This window comes from Pseudomonas sp. Sample_9 (assembly GCF_004307535.1).
GTDB classification, from domain to species: Bacteria; Pseudomonadota; Gammaproteobacteria; order Pseudomonadales; family Pseudomonadaceae; genus Aquipseudomonas; species Aquipseudomonas mercuritolerans.
In genome coordinates this window covers 23,396-40,978 of sequence record NZ_RAZO01000162.1, presented here as the reverse complement: position 1 = coordinate 40,978, position 17,583 = coordinate 23,396, and the positions used below count along the sequence as shown (strand labels likewise).

Genomic DNA, 17,583 nt, shown 5'->3' with positions numbered 1-17,583 from the left:
CTGATTTTGCTGATGAGTTCGACGAGTGCGGCTTTCATGAGGGCGGATCCTGTGGTGGCAATGGATTTTTCGGGCGCGCAGGATAGCGCAGAAAGGCAAAAGATCGCAGCCTTCGGCAGCTCCTACAGATTCTGCGTTTGACTACGAACAAGCTGCGACCTATCGACGTTTATCAAGCCAACAACTTTTCCAGCTGCGCAGTGGTATCGACTGCGCCCATGGTCCGCGCCGCATCCAGCGCGGTCACGCCGTTAGCGTCCTTGGCTTTCGGGTCAGCGCCCTGGCCAATCAGGTAGTCGACGATTTCAACGCGGTTGAACATCGCCGCCATCATCAGCGCGGTACGGCCGTCGAAGGAAGAACCTTCGATTTCGGCGCCCGCCTCGACCAGCGCCTTGACCACCGCCAGATCGCCCTTGAACGCAGCGCCGGCAATCGGGCTCTGGCCGTTGCCATTGCGCATTTCCGGATCGGCCTTGTGTTTAAGCAGGACCTTCACCGCATCGACATGGCCGTAGTAGCTGGCGAGCATCAACAAGGTGTCGCCCTTGCTGTTTTTCAGGTTCACCGGCAGCCCGGCGGTGACCAGGCGATCAAGCATCTCGGCATCACCGTCGCGCGCCTTGTTGAAAACCTGCTCGGTGAATTCGGCAGCTTCTTCAGGGGTCATCTGGCGGCTTTGGTCGGACATGGGGCACTCCATTTCGGTCTATCGGAAAGCCGACAGTTTCCCGAGCGCGACGGTGGCTGTCACTCGGTTTTTTCCGAGCGTCCCGATAGCCACACTCAATACCGATGTTTGCCTTGTTGAATTTCAGCGAGGATTTGCTCACTGACATGCACATAAGTTTCGCTGGCCGGCAGCCAGGCGAAGATCGGGTCATCGCCCGTGAGCCCGGGGTCAAAGCCTTCCGTTTTCAGGCGAGTCTTCTGGTATTTGAAGGTCCCGGTGGTTTCCATTTTCACTTTCACCCGCAAGAACAACGGCACGGCATAAGCCGGCATGCGTTGCCGGACGAAACTCAGCAGTTCGGCAAAATCCAGCGTGGCCAGGGATTCGGCGGGAGTGATCGCGGCCATCCCCGCACGCCCGTTGGTGTTGGGAATTTCCACACCGTAGGCCACGGCTTCAGCAATCAATGGATGTTGCAGCAACAGGTTTTCGACTTCGGTGGTCGACACGTTTTCACCCTTCCAGCGATAGGTATCGCCGAGGCGATCAACGAACTGCGCATGGCCGAAACCGATATTGCGCAGCAGGTCGCCGGTGTTGAAAAAGCGATCGCCCTTGTTGAACACATCGTGAAGGACGACGCGGGCGGTTTTCTGCGGATCGGTGTAACCGTCCAGCGGTGCCTTGTCGTCGATCCGCGCCAGCAGCAGGCCCTGCTCGCCCTTGCCGACCTTGCGCATGAAACCATCATCGCCGCGCAATGGCTCGCCACTGTCATGGTCGTAAGCGACCAGTTCCCACGCCATCAGCGAAAACCCGACGGTGTTGTCGAAATTGAGGATGTTGGTGAAACCGATGTTGCCGTCGCTCGCCGCGTACAGCTCACAAATGTGCTCGACGGCAAAACGCGTCTTGAACTCGGCCCAGGCACCAGGACGCAAACCATTGCCGATCATCTTGCGTACATCGTGGCGGCTGTCATCGGCGCTGAGCGGTTGCTCGACCAGATAGCGACACAGTTCGCCGACGTAGCCGATGGTGGTCGCGCGATAGCGGCGCACGTCTCCCCAGAACTGGCTGGCGCTGAACTTGCGGCGGATGGCGAAACCCGAGGCGCCGTTGATTGCCGATCCCCAGCACACGCACAGGCCCGTGGCGTGGTACAGCGGCAAGGTGCAGTAAACGACATCATCCGGGCGCATATCGAGGGCGATCATGCCGAAGCTCGCCGAACTGCGCATCCAGCGTCCATGCTTGAAAACACCGGCCTTGGGCAGGCCGGTGGTGCCGGAGGTGTAGATGTAGAAACACGGATCGTCGAAGAAAATTTGCGCGCTGCTCGGCGGGTTATCGCTACTGGCGTCAGCACTGGCGCTGATCAGATTGACGTAGCCCTCAGGCGCGATGCCCGGATGGCTGTGGGTGTCCTGATCGGCGACGAACCAGGTGCGCGGCGCTGCGATCGCAACCTGATCACGCACGCCGGCATAGGCAGCGGTCAGTTCTTCGCCAACCACAATAGCCACCGGCGCAACCAGATTGATGCTGTGAACAAGCGTGTCGCGCATCAACGAGGTATTGAGCAGCGCACTCACCGCGCCGAGCTTGGCCAGCGCCAGGATTGTCACCAGCAATTCCGCACGGTTCTCGATGAACACCGCGACCACATCGCCCTTGCCGATGCCTTGCTCGCTCAGGTAATGCGCAATGCGATTGGCCCACTGGTTGACCTGCGTGTAGGTCAACGCCACGTCGCCCTGCAACAACGCCACACCATCGGGATTGCGCAGCGTCGCCTGCTCGAACGTCCAGCCCAGACCACACGTTTGGGTCGGATCCGTGACATTGGCCACCTTCATGCCTTTGACCACCCGGGGGATGGCTTTGGCGATCATCGGCAGTTTGCGGAGCATCATGCCCCAGGTAATCGTGTCGCTTGGTGCGTGACGCATGAAAGCTCCCCGTTCGATCCTGACGTGCAGACCGCTGTTCTTGTTATCGGGTAATGACTGCGACCGACGCGTTTACGCCGTGGGTCGAGAAGGAAAGTACGTCAGTGCTCGCGAGGCTGTACACGCGGTTTTTGCAATGATTTGTATCCCGTCGCGCCGACGGGGAAGAGCGGATTCTGGTACGGACGTTTGGTTCCGTTGTACGAAGAAAAATCACGCAAAATGCAGGATGCACGATGGCCATTCATGCAGATTGCACGACGCCTGCAAAATGCAATTCCTTCAACTTCTTGATTTTAAAGGGCTTTTTTTCGAATCAATACTGGCACAAACGCTGCAACTACCTCTGCATGCTTGCCATTCAAGTACATACGGAGCTGATGACATGAGCCTGATTCAAGAAAAATTTACATCGCTGTTCTCCAACTACGAAGTCAGCACTGCCCCACGTCCTGACGGTGGCATCCTGCTCACTCTGCGTAGCAGCGACGGCAAAGTCTTCAAACGCGCCCTCTCGTATCAGCAGTTGCACGCCGGTGACCAACTTTCGTGGGCGATCAGCGCGATCCGCCGCGACCTGGCCGAACAAGCCAGCGAGCTGCCGCAAATTGCAATGCTGCAGAGCCAGCAGCGTTTTGCTCTGCCGACGTATCACTCGCTGTAATCTGCTTTAAACAAAAACAGGCCGTGGAGCATGTGCTTCACGGCCTATTTGTTTTATGTCTGTCACATATTTACTGTGGGGTCAGAACGCTTCCGGTTCGATTCCAGTAAAGCTGTCAACCGTCACGTGCCCTGCCAACTCCCCGCCCTCACGCGCCAGGCCACAAGTCTTCATGCCGGCCGACTGGGCAGCGTCGAGCTCTTCGACGATGTCCGACAGGAACAGAATTTCATCGGCTTCAACACTCACCGCCTGCTGAATGTTGCGGTAGGACTGCGCCTCACGCTTCGGCCCTGATGTGGTGTCGAAATAGCCGCTGAACAGCGGTGTCAGATCCCCCGCCTCCGAGCAACCGAAGATCAGTTTCTGCGCCTGGATCGAGCCGGACGAGTAAACAAACAGTTGATAACCGGCCGCATGCCAACGTTGCAGCGCTTCAACAGCATCAGGATAGACATGCCCCTTCAACTGCCCGGCCTGATAGCCCTGCGCCCAGACCATGCCCTGCAATGCCTTGAGCGGCGTGGCTTTGCGGTCTTCGGCGATCCAGCTCAAGAGGATTTCAACAACCCGTTCAACATCGGCCTGCGCCTCGTTGCTGTCACGGCGCACGGCGTCGAGCTGTTCGGCGACATCAGCATGCGAAGCGTTCTGCCGCACAAAGTCCGGCAAATGTTTGGCGGCGTAGGGAAACAGCACGTCGAAGACGAAACTCACCGCGCTGGTGGTGCCTTCGATGTCGGTGAGAATGGCTTTGATCGACACGATTTCAGTCCTCCAGACGCGGGAAGCGGCCGGCGATGTCTTCGCCGGTGAAATTGGCAACCCAGCCTTCCGGGTTGTTGAACAGACGGATCGCCACGAAGTGCGGATGTTCGCCCATGTCGAACCAGTGCTTGGTGCCGGCCGGAACCGAGATCAGGTCGTTCTTCTCACAAAGAACGGCATAGACGTAATCGTCGATGTGCAGGGTAAACAAGCCACGACCGGCGACGAAAAATCGCACTTCGTCTTCGCCGTGACGGTGCTCTTCGAGGAACTTGGCGCGCAGTTCGGCTTTTTGCGGATGGTCGCTGTTGAGGCTGATCACATCGACGGTGATGTAACCGCGCTCGGTCATCAGTTTGTCGATCTGCTCTTTATAAGCGCTGATGACCTCTTCCTGACTGGCGCCGGGCTGGATCTTCGCGCCGGCCTGCCAGCGGTCGAACCGCACGCCCTGCTCGGCCAGCGTCGAGGCGATATCTTCGAAATGGGTCAGCACCTTGTTGGGAATCTCAGGGCTGGAAACGTGATAAACGGACAGGCTGCTCATGGGCAATTCCTCGGTAGCGGCGGCGCCGTCCGGCTCTTCAAGACCGGTCGGGCGCCGCGTGGCATCAGGCAAACGGGCTGTTTCTGGTGAACTCAGCCTTGGCGGTTCATGACGCTGCGGGTTTTCAACTCGCATTCAAACAGGAATTCAAAGGCCTCGATCTGCCGCAGCGCGTCGCTCATCTGCGCGCCCCAGGTGTAGAGACCATGGCCGCGAATCAGATAACCTACGCAATCAGGATGGGCGTCGAGCCAAGGCTGCACCTTGGCGGCGAGGCGCGCAATGTCCTGATCGTTGTCGAAAATCGGCACACGCACCCGCGATTCATGAGTCGAGATGCCGCTGAAGGCTTTCTGCAATTCGTAATCTTCGAACTCGATGAAGTCTTGCGGAGTCAGGCGCGACAGCACCGTGGCATTCACCGAATGGGTGTGCAGCACCGCACCGATCTCCGCGCGCCAACTGTAGAGCTGGGTGTGCAGCAAGGTTTCGGCGGAGGGTTTCTTGCCCGGCTCCAGGCTATTGCCGGACAGATCGGTAGCGAGCACGTCATCCACACCCAACTGGCCCTTGTGCTTGCCCGATACGGTCAACAGCGCTTCGCTCGGCGACAGGCGCGTCGAATAGTTGCTGCTGGTGGCTGGCGACCAGCCACGGCCATATAGAAAACGCCCGGCGTCAACGATCTGCTGGGCGAGCTGTTCACGGCTAAGGCTCATGGCCTGTCCTCTTGCATACATGTGGCAATGATAACGGCAGCGGCAAGCGCTGCGAGACTGGCAATACTAAAGGTCAATGTCGCGCCAAGGGCATTCCAGCTGTAGCCGGAATACAGCGCGCCGAGCGCCCCGCCGGTGCCGGCCAACGCGGCATACAGCGCTTGGCCCTGGCCTTGCTGGCGAGCGCCGAAACTACGTTGCACGAAAGCGATGGCAGCCGCATGAAAGCTGCCGAAAGTCGCTGCGTGCAGCACTTGGGCGAACAACAGCACCCAGAGAAACTCCGCAAACGAACCGAGCAGCACCCAGCGCAACGCCGCCAGCAGAAAACTCGCCAGCAGCACCCGGCGCAGGGAAAAGCGCGCCAGAATGCGACTCATGGCCATGAACATCAGCACTTCCGCCACCACACCGACGGCCCAGAGCATGCCGATGACGCCACGGCTGTAACCGAGGCGTTCAAGGTGCAGAGTCAGAAAGGTGTAATAAGGCCCGTGGCTGACCTGCATCAGCGCGACGCAGGCATAAAACGCCAACACGCCGGGATGGCGCAATTGCCTGAGAAAGCCCTCGCCCGCCGGCCGGTTGCCTTGCGCCGGTTGCGCATTCGGCACCCACAGGCTACTCAGGACAATACCGGCCATGATCAGCACCAGCGCCGCCGGGTAGATGTCCAGACTCAGCCATTCGAACAGCCGCCCCAGCACTACCACGGTAATGATGAAACCGATCGAGCCCCACAGCCGAATCTGGCTGTAGCGCGAGGTCTGCCCCTGCAGATGCGCCAGGGTGATGACTTCGAACTGCGGCAGTACCGCGTGCCAGAAGAACGCATGCAGGGCCATGACCATTGCCAGCCAGGCGTAGGTCTGACTGACGAAGATCAGCGAAAAGGTCAGCAACGTGCACACCGCACCAAAGCGCACGATGGCCAGACGCCTGCCGGTGTAATCGCCGAGCCAGCCCCAGATGTTCGGCGCCACGCAGCGCATCAGCATCGGAATCGCCACCAGCTCGCCGATGCGTGCGGCGCTGAAGCCGAGGTGATCGAAGTACAGCGCCAGAAACGGCGCTGTCGAACCGAGCAAGGCGAAATAGAACAGATAGAAACTGGACAGCCGCCAGTAAGGAAGCGCCGCCACGCCGGTTATGCCGCGACGGCTTTGAGCGCAGCCATCAGAGCTGGCCCAGCACCGGCGTGCTCACGCGCACATCGGCGTTCTGCCCACGGTGGCGCAGCAGGTGATCCATCAGCACGATGGCCATCATCGCTTCGGCGATCGGTGTCGCGCGGATGCCGACGCATGGGTCGTGACGACCCTTGGTGATCACATCGACCGGGTTGCCATTCACGTCGATCGAGCGGCCCGGGGTGGTGATGCTCGAGGTCGGTTTCAATGCCAGATGCGCAACGATTGGCTGGCCGGACGAGATGCCACCGAGGATGCCGCCGGCGTTGTTGCTGAGGAATCCTTCCGGCGTCAGTTCATCGCGATGCTCGGTGCCGCGCTGGGCGACACAGGCGAAACCGGCGCCGATCTCCACGCCTTTGACCGCGTTGATGCTCATCAGCGCGTGGGCCAGTTCGGCGTCGAGGCGATCGAAGATCGGCTCGCCCAGACCCGGCATCACGCCTTCGGCGACCACGGTGATCCTCGCCCCGACCGAGTCCTGATCGCGGCGCAACTGGTCCATGTACGCTTCCAGCTCCGGGACCTTGTCCGGGTCAGGGCTGAAGAAGGCGTTTTCTTCGACCGAATCCCAGGTCTTGAACGGAATTTCGATCGGGCCGAGCTGGCTCATGTAACCGCGAATGACGATGCCCTGACTGGCCAGATACTTCTTGGCGATCGCACCGGCCGCTACGCGCATGGCGGTTTCCCGCGCCGAACTGCGGCCACCGCCGCGATAATCGCGCTCGCCGTATTTGTGGTGATAGGTGTAGTCGGCGTGGGCCGGGCGGAACAGGTCCTTGATCGCCGAGTAGTCCTTGGACTTCTGGTCGGTATTGCGAATCAGCAGGCCGATCGAGCAACCGGTGGTGCGGCCCTCGAACACGCCGGAGAGGATTTCGACTTCATCGGCTTCCTGGCGCTGGGTGGTGTGGCGGCTGGTGCCAGGCTTGCGGCGATCGAGGTCGCGCTGCAGATCTTCCAGGGAAATCTCCAGACCCGGCGGGCAGCCGTCGACAATGGCGACCAACGCCGGACCATGGCTTTCGCCAGCGGTGGTGACAGTGAACAACTTGCCGTAGGTATTGCCGGACATGCAGGACGCTCCGTGAAATCAAACCCGAATTCTTGATGCGCGCCAGTATACGCAGGCTAACCGAGTAGTTCATCCTCGAACCTTAGTGGTGCTGGCGAGTCCAACCGGCACCTTGACCAATGATGGCGTGATGATGCTGCGAGTTCTGATCTTGAGTCTTACCCTCTTTACCGGCTTTGCCCAAGCGACAGTCCTACAGCGCCCGGTCACTCTGGACACCGGCAGCGGCGAACTTTTCGGCTCGCTGTTGCTGCCCAAGTCCGACAGCCCGGTGCCGATTGTTCTGATGATTTCTGGCTCGGGTCCTACAGATCGCGACGGAAACAACCCCGATGGCGGGCGCAATGACAGCCTCAAGCGCTTGGCCTGGGTGCTGGCCAAACACAACATCGCCAGCGTGCGCTACGACAAGCGCGGCGTCGCGGCGAGTCTGGCGGCCGCTCCCGATGAACGTGAGCTGTCAGTCGAGGGCTATGCGGCGGACGCCGTGGCCTGGGGGCAGAAGCTCAAGGCCGATCCGCGTTTCGGCAAACTGATTCTGCTCGGCCACAGCGAAGGCGCGCTGATTGCCAGCCTCGCTGCGCCGAAGCTGGACGCAGCGGCGGTGATCTCGCTGTCCGGCAGCGCGCGGCCGGTCGATGAAGTGATTCGCGAGCAATTGGCGCGCAGCCTGCCGCCACCATTGATGCTGCGCAGCAACGAACTGCTCGACAGCCTCAAGGCTGGCCATACCGATGACAACGTGCCGCAACCGTTGCAGGTGATCTTTCGCCCGAGCGTGCAGCCGTACCTGATTTCGCTGTTCCGTCAGGACCCGGCGCAAGCCTTTGCCCAGCTGAAAATGCCGGCACTGATCGTCCAGGGCAGCAACGACATTCAAGTCGGCACCGAGGACGCGAAGCTGCTCAAGGCAGCGAAACCGGACGCGCAACTGACGGTGATCGAAGGCATGAACCATGTGCTGCGCATCGTTCATAACGATATGAAGCGGCAATTGGCCTCCTACAAGGACCCGAATTTGCCCCTGGCCGCCGAACTGGGCGCCGCCGTCATCGAATTTATTGACGGAATTCGTGCAAGTTAACTGCGTTTACCCTCCAGCCTCACGAAAAACGGCCGATAAGCCTTTGTCGCCAGCGCAACGTCTGGCGGCAAGCAGGGCTTGGACAGGATCTCGCCGTTATGACTGAAACCCAGACTTCAACTGACACCACCGCCGAAAAAGACGCGCCACCAGCGGTCGAACTGCCGTGGGCGGAGGTTCAGGCCGAGCACCACAAGATGCTCCGCCTGGCGCCGCTGCAGACCGACCGCAACACCGGTGGCCGGCCGTTGCGCTTTGTCGAGTTCGGTTACGCCGAGCGCAACAGCAAAGAGCGCAGCCTGATGCGCATGGCGATCAAACTGCCCAACCAGCGTGTGCGCAAAGAACAAAACCATCTCGATGTGTGGGTCGACCATGCGACCAAACGTGTGAGTTTCGGTCCCGACAGTGGCTTGCAGATTGAACCGCTGAATCGTGGTATCGGCCGCTTCATGGCCGCGCAAGGCATCAACTGGGCGAAAAAACGCTGGCCCGGCTACACCGTCGACGGCATCGACCTGAACAACAAGGACGCGCTCAACGAAGACACTCGCTTGCGCCGCGACCATTTCCTGCGCGTGCACGGTTTCGATGTGGCTTACGCCGATGCCCAGCATTTGAAAGGCAGCATCAAGGCTGTGCAGGTCGGTGATCTGCTGGGTGACTGGAACAGCGAAAAGTTGCAGATCGTCGAGATTCTTGAAGCCGCGCAGATGCTGCAGCAGGCCGAACAGAATCTGGCCGAGCAGGAAGTGAAGCTGAAAAAACAGGAAGAGAAAGTCAGCAAGTTCAAGCGTGAAGATGCCGGGTTGCGCTTCACCATTACGTGTCTGGTGGCGTTTGCGGTGTTTCAGGCGGGGTTGTTGATCTGGATTGCTACGCACCGCTGAGGGCTTGAGACCGCGTCGCGGCCATTCGCGAGCAGGCTCGCTCCCACAGGGGAATGCATTCCAATGTGGGAGCGAGCCTGCTCGCGAAGCTTTTAGACGCGGGAAGCGAACAGGGCCTGATGCGCGCGGCACTGCTCGGCTGTCAGCATGAACACGCCATGCCCACCACGCTGGAACTCCAGCCAGGCGAAATCGACTTCCGGGTACAACGCCTCGACGTGCACCTGGCTGTTGCCCACCTCGACAATCAACAAACCTTTCTCGGTCAGGTGATCCGCCGCTTCGGCGAGCATGCGCCGGACCAGATTCAGACCATCATCTCCGCAGGCCAGGCCCAGTTCCGGCTCGTGCTGATATTCGTCCGGCATGTCGGCGAAATCTTCGGCGTCGACGTAGGGCGGGTTCGACACGATCAGGTCGAAACGCTGACCCGGCAAGCCATCGAAACCATCACCCTGCACGGTGTAGACGCGCTCATCGACGCCATGGCGCTCGATGTTCTGGTTGGCCACTTCCAGCGCCTCGAACGACAGGTCCGCGAGCACCACTTCGGCATTCTGGAATTCGTAAGCGCAGGCAATGCCGATGCAGCCGGAACCCGTGCACAGGTCGAGAATTCGCGCCGGTTCGTTGCCGATCCACGGCGCAAAGCGGTTTTCGATCAGCTCACCGATCGGCGAACGCGGGATCAGCACGCGCGGGTCGACGATGAACGACATGCCGCAGAACCACGCTTCACCGAGCAGGTAGGCGGTGGGAACGCGATCTTCGATGCGGCGCTTGAGCAAGCGCTGCAGATTGACCAGTTCGTCATCTTCCAGCGCGCAATCAAGATAGCTGTCGGCGATTTCCCAAGGCAGGTGCAAAGCGCCCAGCACCAACTGGCGCGCCTCGTCCCAGGCGTTGTCGGTGCCGTGGCCGAAAAACAGATCCTCCCCATGGAAGCGGCTGACGGCCCAACGGATGTGGTCGCGCAGGGTACGAAGTCGGGAAGTGATCACGGCGTAGAACTCCAGAAAAAACGACTGGCGATTCTACCAGCCAAAACGCGCGACGACGACGCAGGAAAAACCACGCGGCTCCGGTAGGAGTTTTCTTTTTTTTGCATCAGGCATTGAACGGAACGTGTAACTTGACAAGGCTGCAGGCCAAGAACGACGGCGCCTACGATGGTAGCGATTCACAGAACCGCTCAGCCAGAGGACAATGTCGCAAAAGCCCCACCCCGAGGAGCCCCAGAATGTCCGTTCCAAAAACGATGTTTCAACTCAGCGGCCGCGGTTACGCAGCGGCCACACTGAGCCATGCCACCGTGGTCATCATCGATGCCCAGAAGGAATACCTCAGTGGCCCGCTGGCCCTGAGCGGCATGGACGCGGCCGTCGCGAACATCAAACAAGTGGTTGCCGCAGCCCGTGCCGCCGGTCGGCCGATCGTGCACGTGCGTCATCTCGGCACCGTTGGTGGCCTGTTCGATCCACAGGGCGAACGTGGCGAATTCATCCCCGGTCTCGAACCGCAAGGCGATGAAACCATTATCGGCAAACTGCTGCCGAGCGCGTTCCATGGCACCGAACTGCTCGAGCGCCTGCAGAACCTCGGCTCGCTGGACCTGATCGTTTGCGGTTTCATGAGTCACTCCAGCGTCAGCACCACCGTGCGCGCGGCGAAGAACCTCGGTTTCCGCTGCACCCTGGTCGAAGACGCCTGCGCGACCCGCGATCTGCCTTTCAAGGGCGGCGTGCTCAGCGCCGAACGCGTACAGGAAGCGGAAATGGCGATCATGGCTGACAACTTCGCCACGCTGGCCAAGACTCAGGACTTGATCTGATCCTGCCCTCGTGAGCGGTGCATTGGCGCCGCTCATCCGCTATATCCGCTGATTTGCCGCAAATGCCATAGCCTCAGGAACAACCCGGTCAACTCCCGGTCGAAGGGCCGATACCATTGAGGAAGGTCGGAATGAAGTTATCCGATGGATTTGACGCACGCCGTTTGCGGCCCAAAGGCCAAAGCACCTGGCGTTTTCGATTTGGCGCGGCGATCTCGGCCATTCTGGCGACGTTCGGCGTGCTGCTGGCGATGGCCGGCGCCGCCAGCCTGCTCGGCCGCCCGCCGGCGCTGGGTGACCTGAACGCATCACCGCTGGGCTCGGCCATCATGCTCGCGGTCGGCTTGCTGTTTCTGTACTTCGGCGTTGCCCTGTGGCGCCGCTGCCGCCGTCGCGCACGGCAATCGCGGGAACTGAACATGTCCCCGCATCTGATGAAAAAACACGACTGACCCAACGGCCTGGCTTTTTGCCGGGCCGTTTTCTGTCGACTTGGGTAAACTGGCCGCCCTTCGCGGAGGCTGACATGCAAGACGACGATTTTTCTCTGTTCAAAAGTGCGATCCAGGGCGTCAAGCCGATCAAGCACGACCGCGCCGACACTGGCAAACCCAAGGCTGACCGCGCGCAGATCGCCAAGCTGCGTCAGTCCGCCACCGTGCGCAGCGACACCACCATCATTGATGGCCTCTCCGACCAGTTCGTGATCGACGTCGGCCCGGAAGACGAGCTGATGTGGTCCCGCGACGGCGTGCAGGAAAGCCAGATGCGCAAGCTCAAGGTAGGGCAGATCCCGTTCGAAGGCAGCCTCGACCTGCACGGCATGAGCGTGGAAAAGGCCCGGGAAACCCTTTGGGCCTTTCTCGCCGAAGCGACCAAATTCGAAATCCGCTGTGTGCGCGTGACTCATGGCAAGGCTGTGCGCCTGGATGGCAAGCGGCCGATGATCAAAAGCCACGTCAACACCTGGCTGCGCCAGCATGCGCAAGTGCTCGGCTTCTGCTCCTGCCAGGCCCGCCACGGCGGCGCTGGCGCGGTTTATGTGATGCTGAAACGGACGATGATGGAAGGCCGCGACGAATAAAGCCGTCACACCGAACTTGCAGGGTTGTGTCCGCCACCGTACCCTTGCCCTTTGCGAAAATCCCCACAGGTAGTTTCATGTCCCTGGAACAGAATTACACCGCGATTCTCGGCCAATTGGGCGAGGACGTGTCCCGCGAGGGCCTGCTCGACACGCCAAAGCGTGCCGCCAAAGCCATGCAGTACCTCTGCCGCGGTTATGCACAGACGCTCGAAGAGGTCACCAACGGTGCCCTGTTCAGCTCCGACAACAGCGAAATGGTGCTGGTCAAGGACATCGAGCTGTATTCGTTGTGCGAACACCACCTGCTGCCGTTCATCGGCAAGGCGCATGTCGCCTATATCCCGAGCGGCAAAGTGCTGGGCCTGTCGAAGGTTGCGCGGATCGTCGATATGTACGCCCGCCGCCTGCAGATTCAGGAAAACCTCAGCCGCCAGATCGCCGATGCGGTAATGCAAGTGACCGGCGCGCTGGGCGTGGCCGTGGTGATCGAAGCCAAGCACATGTGCATGATGATGCGCGGTGTCGAAAAACAGAATTCGTCGATGATCACTTCGGTGATGCTCGGGGAATTCCGCGAAAACGCAGCAACCCGTAGCGAATTTCTCAGCCTGATCAAGTAATTCGCAACAGAAAAGAGCCGGCGTTGATCGCCGGTTTTTTTTCGCCCGTGAAAAATCGGGTAAGCTGCGCGCCTTTCTTTATTAGCACCGTGAGGCTTTCAACGTGTTCGTCAAAGCGCTTCGTGTCGGCCTCGGCCAACTGGTTATCTTCATCGACTTCATCACCCGCCCGGGCAAGAAAAAACGCCCCGCCGCCGCTCAGGCTCAGGTAGACGCTGCCGCGAAAGATCTGACGCTGTATCAGTTTCACGCGTGCCCGTTCTGCGTGAAAACCCGCCGTGCACTGCATCGCTTGAATGTGCCAGTGGCTCTGAAAGACGCGAAGAACAACGAGCAGGATCGCCAGACTTTACTGAACCAGGGCGGCAGGATCAAAGTGCCTTGCCTGCGCATTGAAGAAAATGGGCAGACTGTCTGGATGTATGAATCGAAAGCGATTATCGATTATCTGGATAGGCGATTTGCTGCGGTGTGATGTTGGTGCAGCGATAAAAAATATCAACTCGCTTCAAATCCGAATTTAAAATAAACCGGCCCTCGAGCCGGTTTTTTTTTGCAGAAGGTTACTGACATCACGAATTACCGACTTACGGCCCGCCAAACCTTTTATGAGATTTAACTTGCTGTTATAAAAATTCGACACTGTGCCCAACCCAACCGGTGCACAATCAACGGCAATGGATTCGCCAGAGCGAAGTGATGTCAACTCCAGATTTCAGCATGTATGACCACTGCTGCAAGTAATGAGCATGTCGTACTGAAAACCGCGAGCTTGAACATAGCCTTAATATCAAGCCTCAATACAACAAGTTCTTGCCCGCATTAAAGAAAGTGCTATTTCTTTCAGAACACCGCTGCGCAAGTATCAATGAAACCGAACAAGGAAGTTCTAATGTCCACACCCTTTGTAGCCAACAACACCTATGCCGACGACGACACCATGGTGGTATCGTACATCGGCACGCAACCTGTTGAACGTACGGCTACAACAATAGATTTTGAAGCGATAGAGGATGACAAGTCAGGAAAAACGTCTACCTCTTCCGGCCAGCGAAAGCCGGGCCAACTCAAGATGCTCGACGATCTGTACGGCCCGCTCAAGATAGGTTCGTACACCGTAACACGCCGAGCTCTGGACGCCCTGGGAGCGACGATTGATGGCCAGCCGCTTACCGGCCATAACACTCAGTTCCGCATACCCAGGCGATCTTTCACCAACTCTCTGCAGCTCAGTTATGCCGAAATCGAAAAGCGCATGAAGGTCTCGACTTTCGGTGACGATTATCTGCTTCCTTCATTTCTGTTCGAACTCGCCAATCTGCGACCGGCAACTGCCCCGCCGGTCCTCAGAGAGGAGATCGGGACAAGCGTCGAGGACAGCGGATACGCGAAAAAAATGACTCGCCTGTTGAGATCGGCCCAGACCCTGGATATACGCTTGACCTATTCAACCAAGCGCAAGAATCCGAGCTGGCTCATCGTCAAGAACAACTCCATGGTCGGCGCCAGTGTCGGCATTCAGGCGTTCGGCATCTTCATGGGAATCCGTGGGATTCACGACGCCGTGAAGAAGGATGACAAGACTGAAATCCTCTTCAACAGCCTTGCGCTCGGCTCGGAGGGAGTGTCGATCGTCACAGACGTAGCCATCACCAAATGCGGTCAGAACATGATCGAAAAAGCCGGTGGCGCAATGAAGGATTTCACCAAAACCCGCACCGGGCTGCGCCTCAGTCGTTCGGGCGGGCTTATCGGCGGTGCAATCACGTTGCCGTTCGACATCATCGGCGCCGTCAAAGAATTCAATGCCGCCAGCAATACAACCGGCAAAGAAGCCATGGATCATTACGTCAGTTTCGGTTTGAACATCGCCAGTGCCGCCATGACCGTCATTCTCGGCAGCGCTGCAATGGCGGGTTTCTCCTTCGCCGGTCCGGTCGGCCTCGCGGCGGGTGCGATGATGGCGTTAGGATCTCAAGTCTACGGTGCCGTGCGCATGGTCGATGAAATCGATGACTATATCGAACTCACCGTTGAAGAGCGGTGGCGCACCGGATGGTTTTCCTTCGTACCGTTCATGGACATAGACCAGGACATCAAGAACCGCTACGAACTGGCCAAAGCCAAGATCGAAACCGCCAGACAACTGCAAGTAAACGCGAAAAAGCTGCTCGAAGATACGCGCAAAGGCACCCCCGAAGCCATCGTGCACGGAAGCTATGAACATCGCATGAAGAAAACACGCCAGCATGTGAAGCATTGGTGGGGGCTTCAAAGCATGCCGATTGTCCATGTTCCCGAAGTGGTCGGCCTTGACGACACGATTGATGCTCGGGACGGGGTAACGGCTCAGACACCCGGCGCCATATTGGGGACGGCGGGCGAAAACAAAGGCATTCGATGGATGTTGGGCAGTGGTAAAGACACGATCACTGGCGTCAAGGCAAAGCCCAATGATTTTTATTACACCGAAGGAATAAAGAACATTACCGGAGGTGATAAAGACGACAAGTTCATTGTCCAGAATGCAGCGGACGACTTGGTAAGACACACTGCAAGCAGTGAGTTTTCCCGACTGAAAGGTGGCACCGGCAACGACACCTTGATAATGGAAGGCACACAGTGGCATCCGATCACTGGCCGCGGCTACGACATCGATCTTGCGGCAGGAACCTTGCAAATCTACACGCCGAATCGGGACCCGTCTGTGGTGGATGGCGAGACGTACTCTTTCAAGGCACTGCTCGAAAGCATTGAAAACCTGCAGACGTTGCAAGGGGGAAGAACTGTCGTCACAGGCACCGGGGCCTCCAATGTGATCAAGTCAAGGGGGGCGGACATTATCGATGCCGGTGCCGGTAACGACTTGATTTATCTGTACAACGCAAACGCCAAGGCATCGGGGGAATCTGGAGTGGATTACTACCATGTGGAATTGGCGGAGGGCTCGGTCATCATCTCGGAAGATGGTGCAGATGAAAGTGAAATTTCGCTGGGCTGGCGAATGGACCAGATCGAAAAATGGGAAGTGAACGAGTGTCGGCTGGTGGTCACATTGAACTTTGACTTTCCATACGGCCGTACAAGCACCATAGCCCTTGAGAACATATATAAAGTCGAGGATGGCCGTCGAGTTTTGCACAATGACAAATTTACCATCATTACCGGGGATCATTATCAACTGAGACCGGACTTGCCTGAAACTATCGAACATGACAATCCGCTCAGGGTAAACACATACAAGATCAAGGACGGATACCCTGGACCAATGACTATTGTCCACTCGAGTGACTGCGAGGTACCCACCCACAAGAACACCCATTACTATGTTCAGCGTTACAACCAGAGCACTCGATTCATAACAGGCAGACTCCCCCACCCCAATTACGGCACCCGCATCTTTCTTGATTACGACTATGCCGAGATGACCAGTGCACATGTTGCCTTTGCCACGACTCCGTCGATCTTGATGAATGAAGCGGCAGACAAGAACAAGGTCAATGTCTCTTGCGATTTTCTGTTCTACTTCGGCGAGAGCCTGTTGCAGATTGCGGGCGTCAGCCAGCACGCAGAAACAACGCTGGATGCTGCCCTGAAGAGCGCTGCCGCCAACGTCTCCACCCATGGCTATATTCTGATATTTCGTGATGGCATATCCCATAGACTCACTCTTGAAGAGAAGTACGCCGTGCCTCCGACACACTACGAGCACAGCGTGACCGCCAATACGCTGACCAGTCACACCCTGGACTTTCCGCTCAAGACAAACCCCGATGCAGTTTTTGAAATCCCCTTCACACTCCCCAAGGAACTGGACCTTCGCGAAAGTTGTGTCAATGTGCAGCCTGTAGCCGAACAAATTGCCATCGACTCGCTTGAAGGTAAAGGTGGTATCTATTTAGTGCATTTGCTTGAGAACAGAGTGTTGCGTATCTCCACTCCAGACGGTTTGGCAACTGCGAAAGTTCGGTTGAACAATTCGTCCACGTGGCAGATCGATGCCACCCAGATCAAAAACTTCGCAATCGAGCTGGCCGGAAACAAGCTGTACATCGGAACGGTCACAATTCATTTGCCCGAGTACGGCCCTGACGATCTCATCGATCAGATTTTCGTCATAGGGCCAAAAGGTGTGGTACATACCGTGGATCTGGCGTTCGATCGGGTTTATGTCGACAGCCTCGACGCCTCATTCTTTGAGCCGCCTACTACCGCAGAGCTGCCCGAAGAGTTTTCTGCGATTGCTCAACGCGATCTGTACGTACGCAATATTGCAATGGCCGACGGCACTAGAGGCAGGTTGAAATACAACCTCACGAACCGCAAGTGGATTCTGGACAATAACAAATCTCGAGAAATATCTTATTCGCAACTGGTACTGAACCTCTGCGATCACAGGAAACCACCGGCGCCACCATTAGACTTCCCCGATAATTGACCGCTGGCCAATCGGCATCAGTGCTGAACAAACCGGCCCTCG

The 17,583-nt window shown here is 58.1% G+C and carries 17 protein-coding genes; 9 read left to right on the top strand and 8 right to left on the bottom strand.

The window, feature by feature from the left end:
• Positions 1-172: 172 nt before the first annotated feature.
• Both D6877_RS08730 and D6877_RS08725 read right to left on the bottom strand, forming a co-directional pair.
• A complete protein-coding gene (locus D6877_RS08730) occupies positions 173-691 on the bottom strand; it encodes an ankyrin repeat domain-containing protein (protein WP_039763836.1) in 519 nt (172 codons plus the stop codon).
• Between the two features lie 95 nt (positions 692-786).
• A complete protein-coding gene (locus tag D6877_RS08725) occupies positions 787-2,625 on the bottom strand; it encodes a long-chain-acyl-CoA synthetase (RefSeq protein WP_130910498.1) in 1,839 nt (612 codons plus the stop codon).
• Between the two features lie 385 nt (positions 2,626-3,010).
• Between D6877_RS08725 and D6877_RS08720 the strand changes: the two genes are divergently transcribed.
• Positions 3,011-3,289 (top strand): DUF3509 domain-containing protein, encoded by a 279-nt coding sequence (locus D6877_RS08720; protein ID WP_016773780.1) that lies wholly within the window; start codon positions 3,011-3,013, stop codon positions 3,287-3,289.
• A gap of 81 nt (positions 3,290-3,370) precedes the next feature.
• On the opposite strand, the gene mtnC is transcribed toward D6877_RS08720, so the two are convergent.
• The 5 genes from mtnC to aroC all read right to left on the bottom strand — a co-directional run bounded on the left by mtnC (position 3,371) and on the right by aroC (position 7,591).
• Positions 3,371-4,054 (bottom strand): acireductone synthase, encoded by a 684-nt coding sequence (gene mtnC / locus D6877_RS08715; protein ID WP_130910497.1) that lies wholly within the window; start codon positions 4,052-4,054, stop codon positions 3,371-3,373.
• A gap of 4 nt (positions 4,055-4,058) precedes the next feature.
• A complete protein-coding gene (locus D6877_RS08710; RefSeq protein ID WP_130910504.1) occupies positions 4,059-4,604 on the bottom strand; it encodes an acireductone dioxygenase in 546 nt (181 codons plus the stop codon).
• 92 nt (positions 4,605-4,696) lie between these two features.
• Complete coding sequence (locus D6877_RS08705; protein ID WP_016773777.1) at positions 4,697-5,323, bottom strand: methylthioribulose 1-phosphate dehydratase; 627 nt, start codon at positions 5,321-5,323, stop codon at positions 4,697-4,699.
• Positions 5,320-6,465 carry an MFS transporter gene (locus D6877_RS08700; RefSeq protein ID WP_130910496.1) on the bottom strand — a complete coding sequence of 382 codons (1,146 nt, stop codon included), beginning with the start codon at positions 6,463-6,465 and terminating at the stop codon, positions 5,320-5,322. Before D6877_RS08700 ends, D6877_RS08705 begins: the two co-directional genes overlap by 4 nt.
• Positions 6,466-6,499: 34 nt before the next feature.
• Positions 6,500-7,591 carry a chorismate synthase gene (aroC, locus tag D6877_RS08695; RefSeq protein ID WP_130910495.1) on the bottom strand — a complete coding sequence of 364 codons (1,092 nt, stop codon included), beginning with the start codon at positions 7,589-7,591 and terminating at the stop codon, positions 6,500-6,502.
• Between the two features lie 130 nt (positions 7,592-7,721).
• Between aroC and D6877_RS08690 the strand changes: the two genes are divergently transcribed.
• The gene (locus tag D6877_RS08690) at positions 7,722-8,675 is read left to right on the top strand and encodes an alpha/beta fold hydrolase (protein WP_122602888.1); all 954 of its coding nucleotides are present in this window, start codon (positions 7,722-7,724) and stop codon (positions 8,673-8,675) included.
• Between the two features lie 98 nt (positions 8,676-8,773).
• Positions 8,774-9,565 carry a hypothetical protein gene (locus D6877_RS08685; protein WP_130910494.1) on the top strand — a complete coding sequence of 264 codons (792 nt, stop codon included), beginning with the start codon at positions 8,774-8,776 and terminating at the stop codon, positions 9,563-9,565.
• 92 nt (positions 9,566-9,657) lie between these two features.
• Here D6877_RS08685 and prmB read toward each other — a convergent pair whose 3' ends face one another.
• Complete coding sequence (prmB, locus tag D6877_RS08680) at positions 9,658-10,566, bottom strand: 50S ribosomal protein L3 N(5)-glutamine methyltransferase (protein ID WP_016773773.1); 909 nt, start codon at positions 10,564-10,566, stop codon at positions 9,658-9,660.
• Between the two features lie 239 nt (positions 10,567-10,805).
• Between prmB and D6877_RS08675 the strand changes: the two genes are divergently transcribed.
• The 6 genes from D6877_RS08675 (at position 10,806) to D6877_RS08650 (ending at position 17,541) form a co-directional block, all read left to right on the top strand.
• Positions 10,806-11,396 (top strand): cysteine hydrolase family protein, encoded by a 591-nt coding sequence (locus D6877_RS08675; RefSeq protein WP_016773772.1) that lies wholly within the window; start codon positions 10,806-10,808, stop codon positions 11,394-11,396.
• A gap of 131 nt (positions 11,397-11,527) precedes the next feature.
• Entirely contained in the window at positions 11,528-11,848 is a 321-nt protein-coding gene (locus D6877_RS08670) for a hypothetical protein (protein ID WP_130910493.1), read from the top strand.
• Between the two features lie 74 nt (positions 11,849-11,922).
• On the top strand, positions 11,923-12,480 hold the full coding sequence (locus D6877_RS08665; protein WP_016773770.1) for a Smr/MutS family protein: 558 nt from the start codon (positions 11,923-11,925) through the stop codon (positions 12,478-12,480).
• A 77-nt stretch (positions 12,481-12,557) separates the two neighbouring features.
• Positions 12,558-13,103 (top strand): GTP cyclohydrolase I FolE, encoded by a 546-nt coding sequence (folE, locus tag D6877_RS08660; RefSeq protein ID WP_016773769.1) that lies wholly within the window; start codon positions 12,558-12,560, stop codon positions 13,101-13,103.
• A gap of 103 nt (positions 13,104-13,206) precedes the next feature.
• Complete coding sequence (locus tag D6877_RS08655) at positions 13,207-13,578, top strand: glutathione S-transferase N-terminal domain-containing protein (RefSeq protein ID WP_130910492.1); 372 nt, start codon at positions 13,207-13,209, stop codon at positions 13,576-13,578.
• A 417-nt stretch (positions 13,579-13,995) separates the two neighbouring features.
• The gene (locus D6877_RS08650; RefSeq protein ID WP_241662874.1) at positions 13,996-17,541 is read left to right on the top strand and encodes a calcium-binding protein; all 3,546 of its coding nucleotides are present in this window, start codon (positions 13,996-13,998) and stop codon (positions 17,539-17,541) included.
• Positions 17,542-17,583: the final 42 nt, after the last annotated feature.

What these genes read in the sequence shown, in the direction of transcription:
- D6877_RS08730 (WP_039763836.1), bottom strand. Translation starts at nt 691, where the DNA reads ATGTCCGACCAAAGCCGCCAGATGACCCCTGAAGAAGCTGCCGAATTC.
- D6877_RS08725 (WP_130910498.1), bottom strand. Translation starts at nt 2,625, where the DNA reads ATGCGTCACGCACCAAGCGACACGATTACCTGGGGCATGATGCTCCGC.
- D6877_RS08720 (WP_016773780.1), top strand. Translation starts at nt 3,011, where the DNA reads ATGAGCCTGATTCAAGAAAAATTTACATCGCTGTTCTCCAACTACGAA.
- D6877_RS08710 (WP_130910504.1), bottom strand. Translation starts at nt 4,604, where the DNA reads ATGAGCAGCCTGTCCGTTTATCACGTTTCCAGCCCTGAGATTCCCAAC.
- D6877_RS08705 (WP_016773777.1), bottom strand. Translation starts at nt 5,323, where the DNA reads ATGAGCCTTAGCCGTGAACAGCTCGCCCAGCAGATCGTTGACGCCGGG.
- aroC (WP_130910495.1), bottom strand. Translation starts at nt 7,591, where the DNA reads ATGTCCGGCAATACCTACGGCAAGTTGTTCACTGTCACCACCGCTGGC.
- D6877_RS08690 (WP_122602888.1), top strand. Translation starts at nt 7,722, where the DNA reads ATGATGCTGCGAGTTCTGATCTTGAGTCTTACCCTCTTTACCGGCTTT.
- D6877_RS08685 (WP_130910494.1), top strand. Translation starts at nt 8,774, where the DNA reads ATGACTGAAACCCAGACTTCAACTGACACCACCGCCGAAAAAGACGCG.
- D6877_RS08675 (WP_016773772.1), top strand. Translation starts at nt 10,806, where the DNA reads ATGTCCGTTCCAAAAACGATGTTTCAACTCAGCGGCCGCGGTTACGCA.
- D6877_RS08670 (WP_130910493.1), top strand. Translation starts at nt 11,528, where the DNA reads ATGAAGTTATCCGATGGATTTGACGCACGCCGTTTGCGGCCCAAAGGC.
- D6877_RS08665 (WP_016773770.1), top strand. Translation starts at nt 11,923, where the DNA reads ATGCAAGACGACGATTTTTCTCTGTTCAAAAGTGCGATCCAGGGCGTC.
- folE (WP_016773769.1), top strand. Translation starts at nt 12,558, where the DNA reads ATGTCCCTGGAACAGAATTACACCGCGATTCTCGGCCAATTGGGCGAG.
- D6877_RS08650 (WP_241662874.1), top strand. Translation starts at nt 13,996, where the DNA reads ATGTCCACACCCTTTGTAGCCAACAACACCTATGCCGACGACGACACC.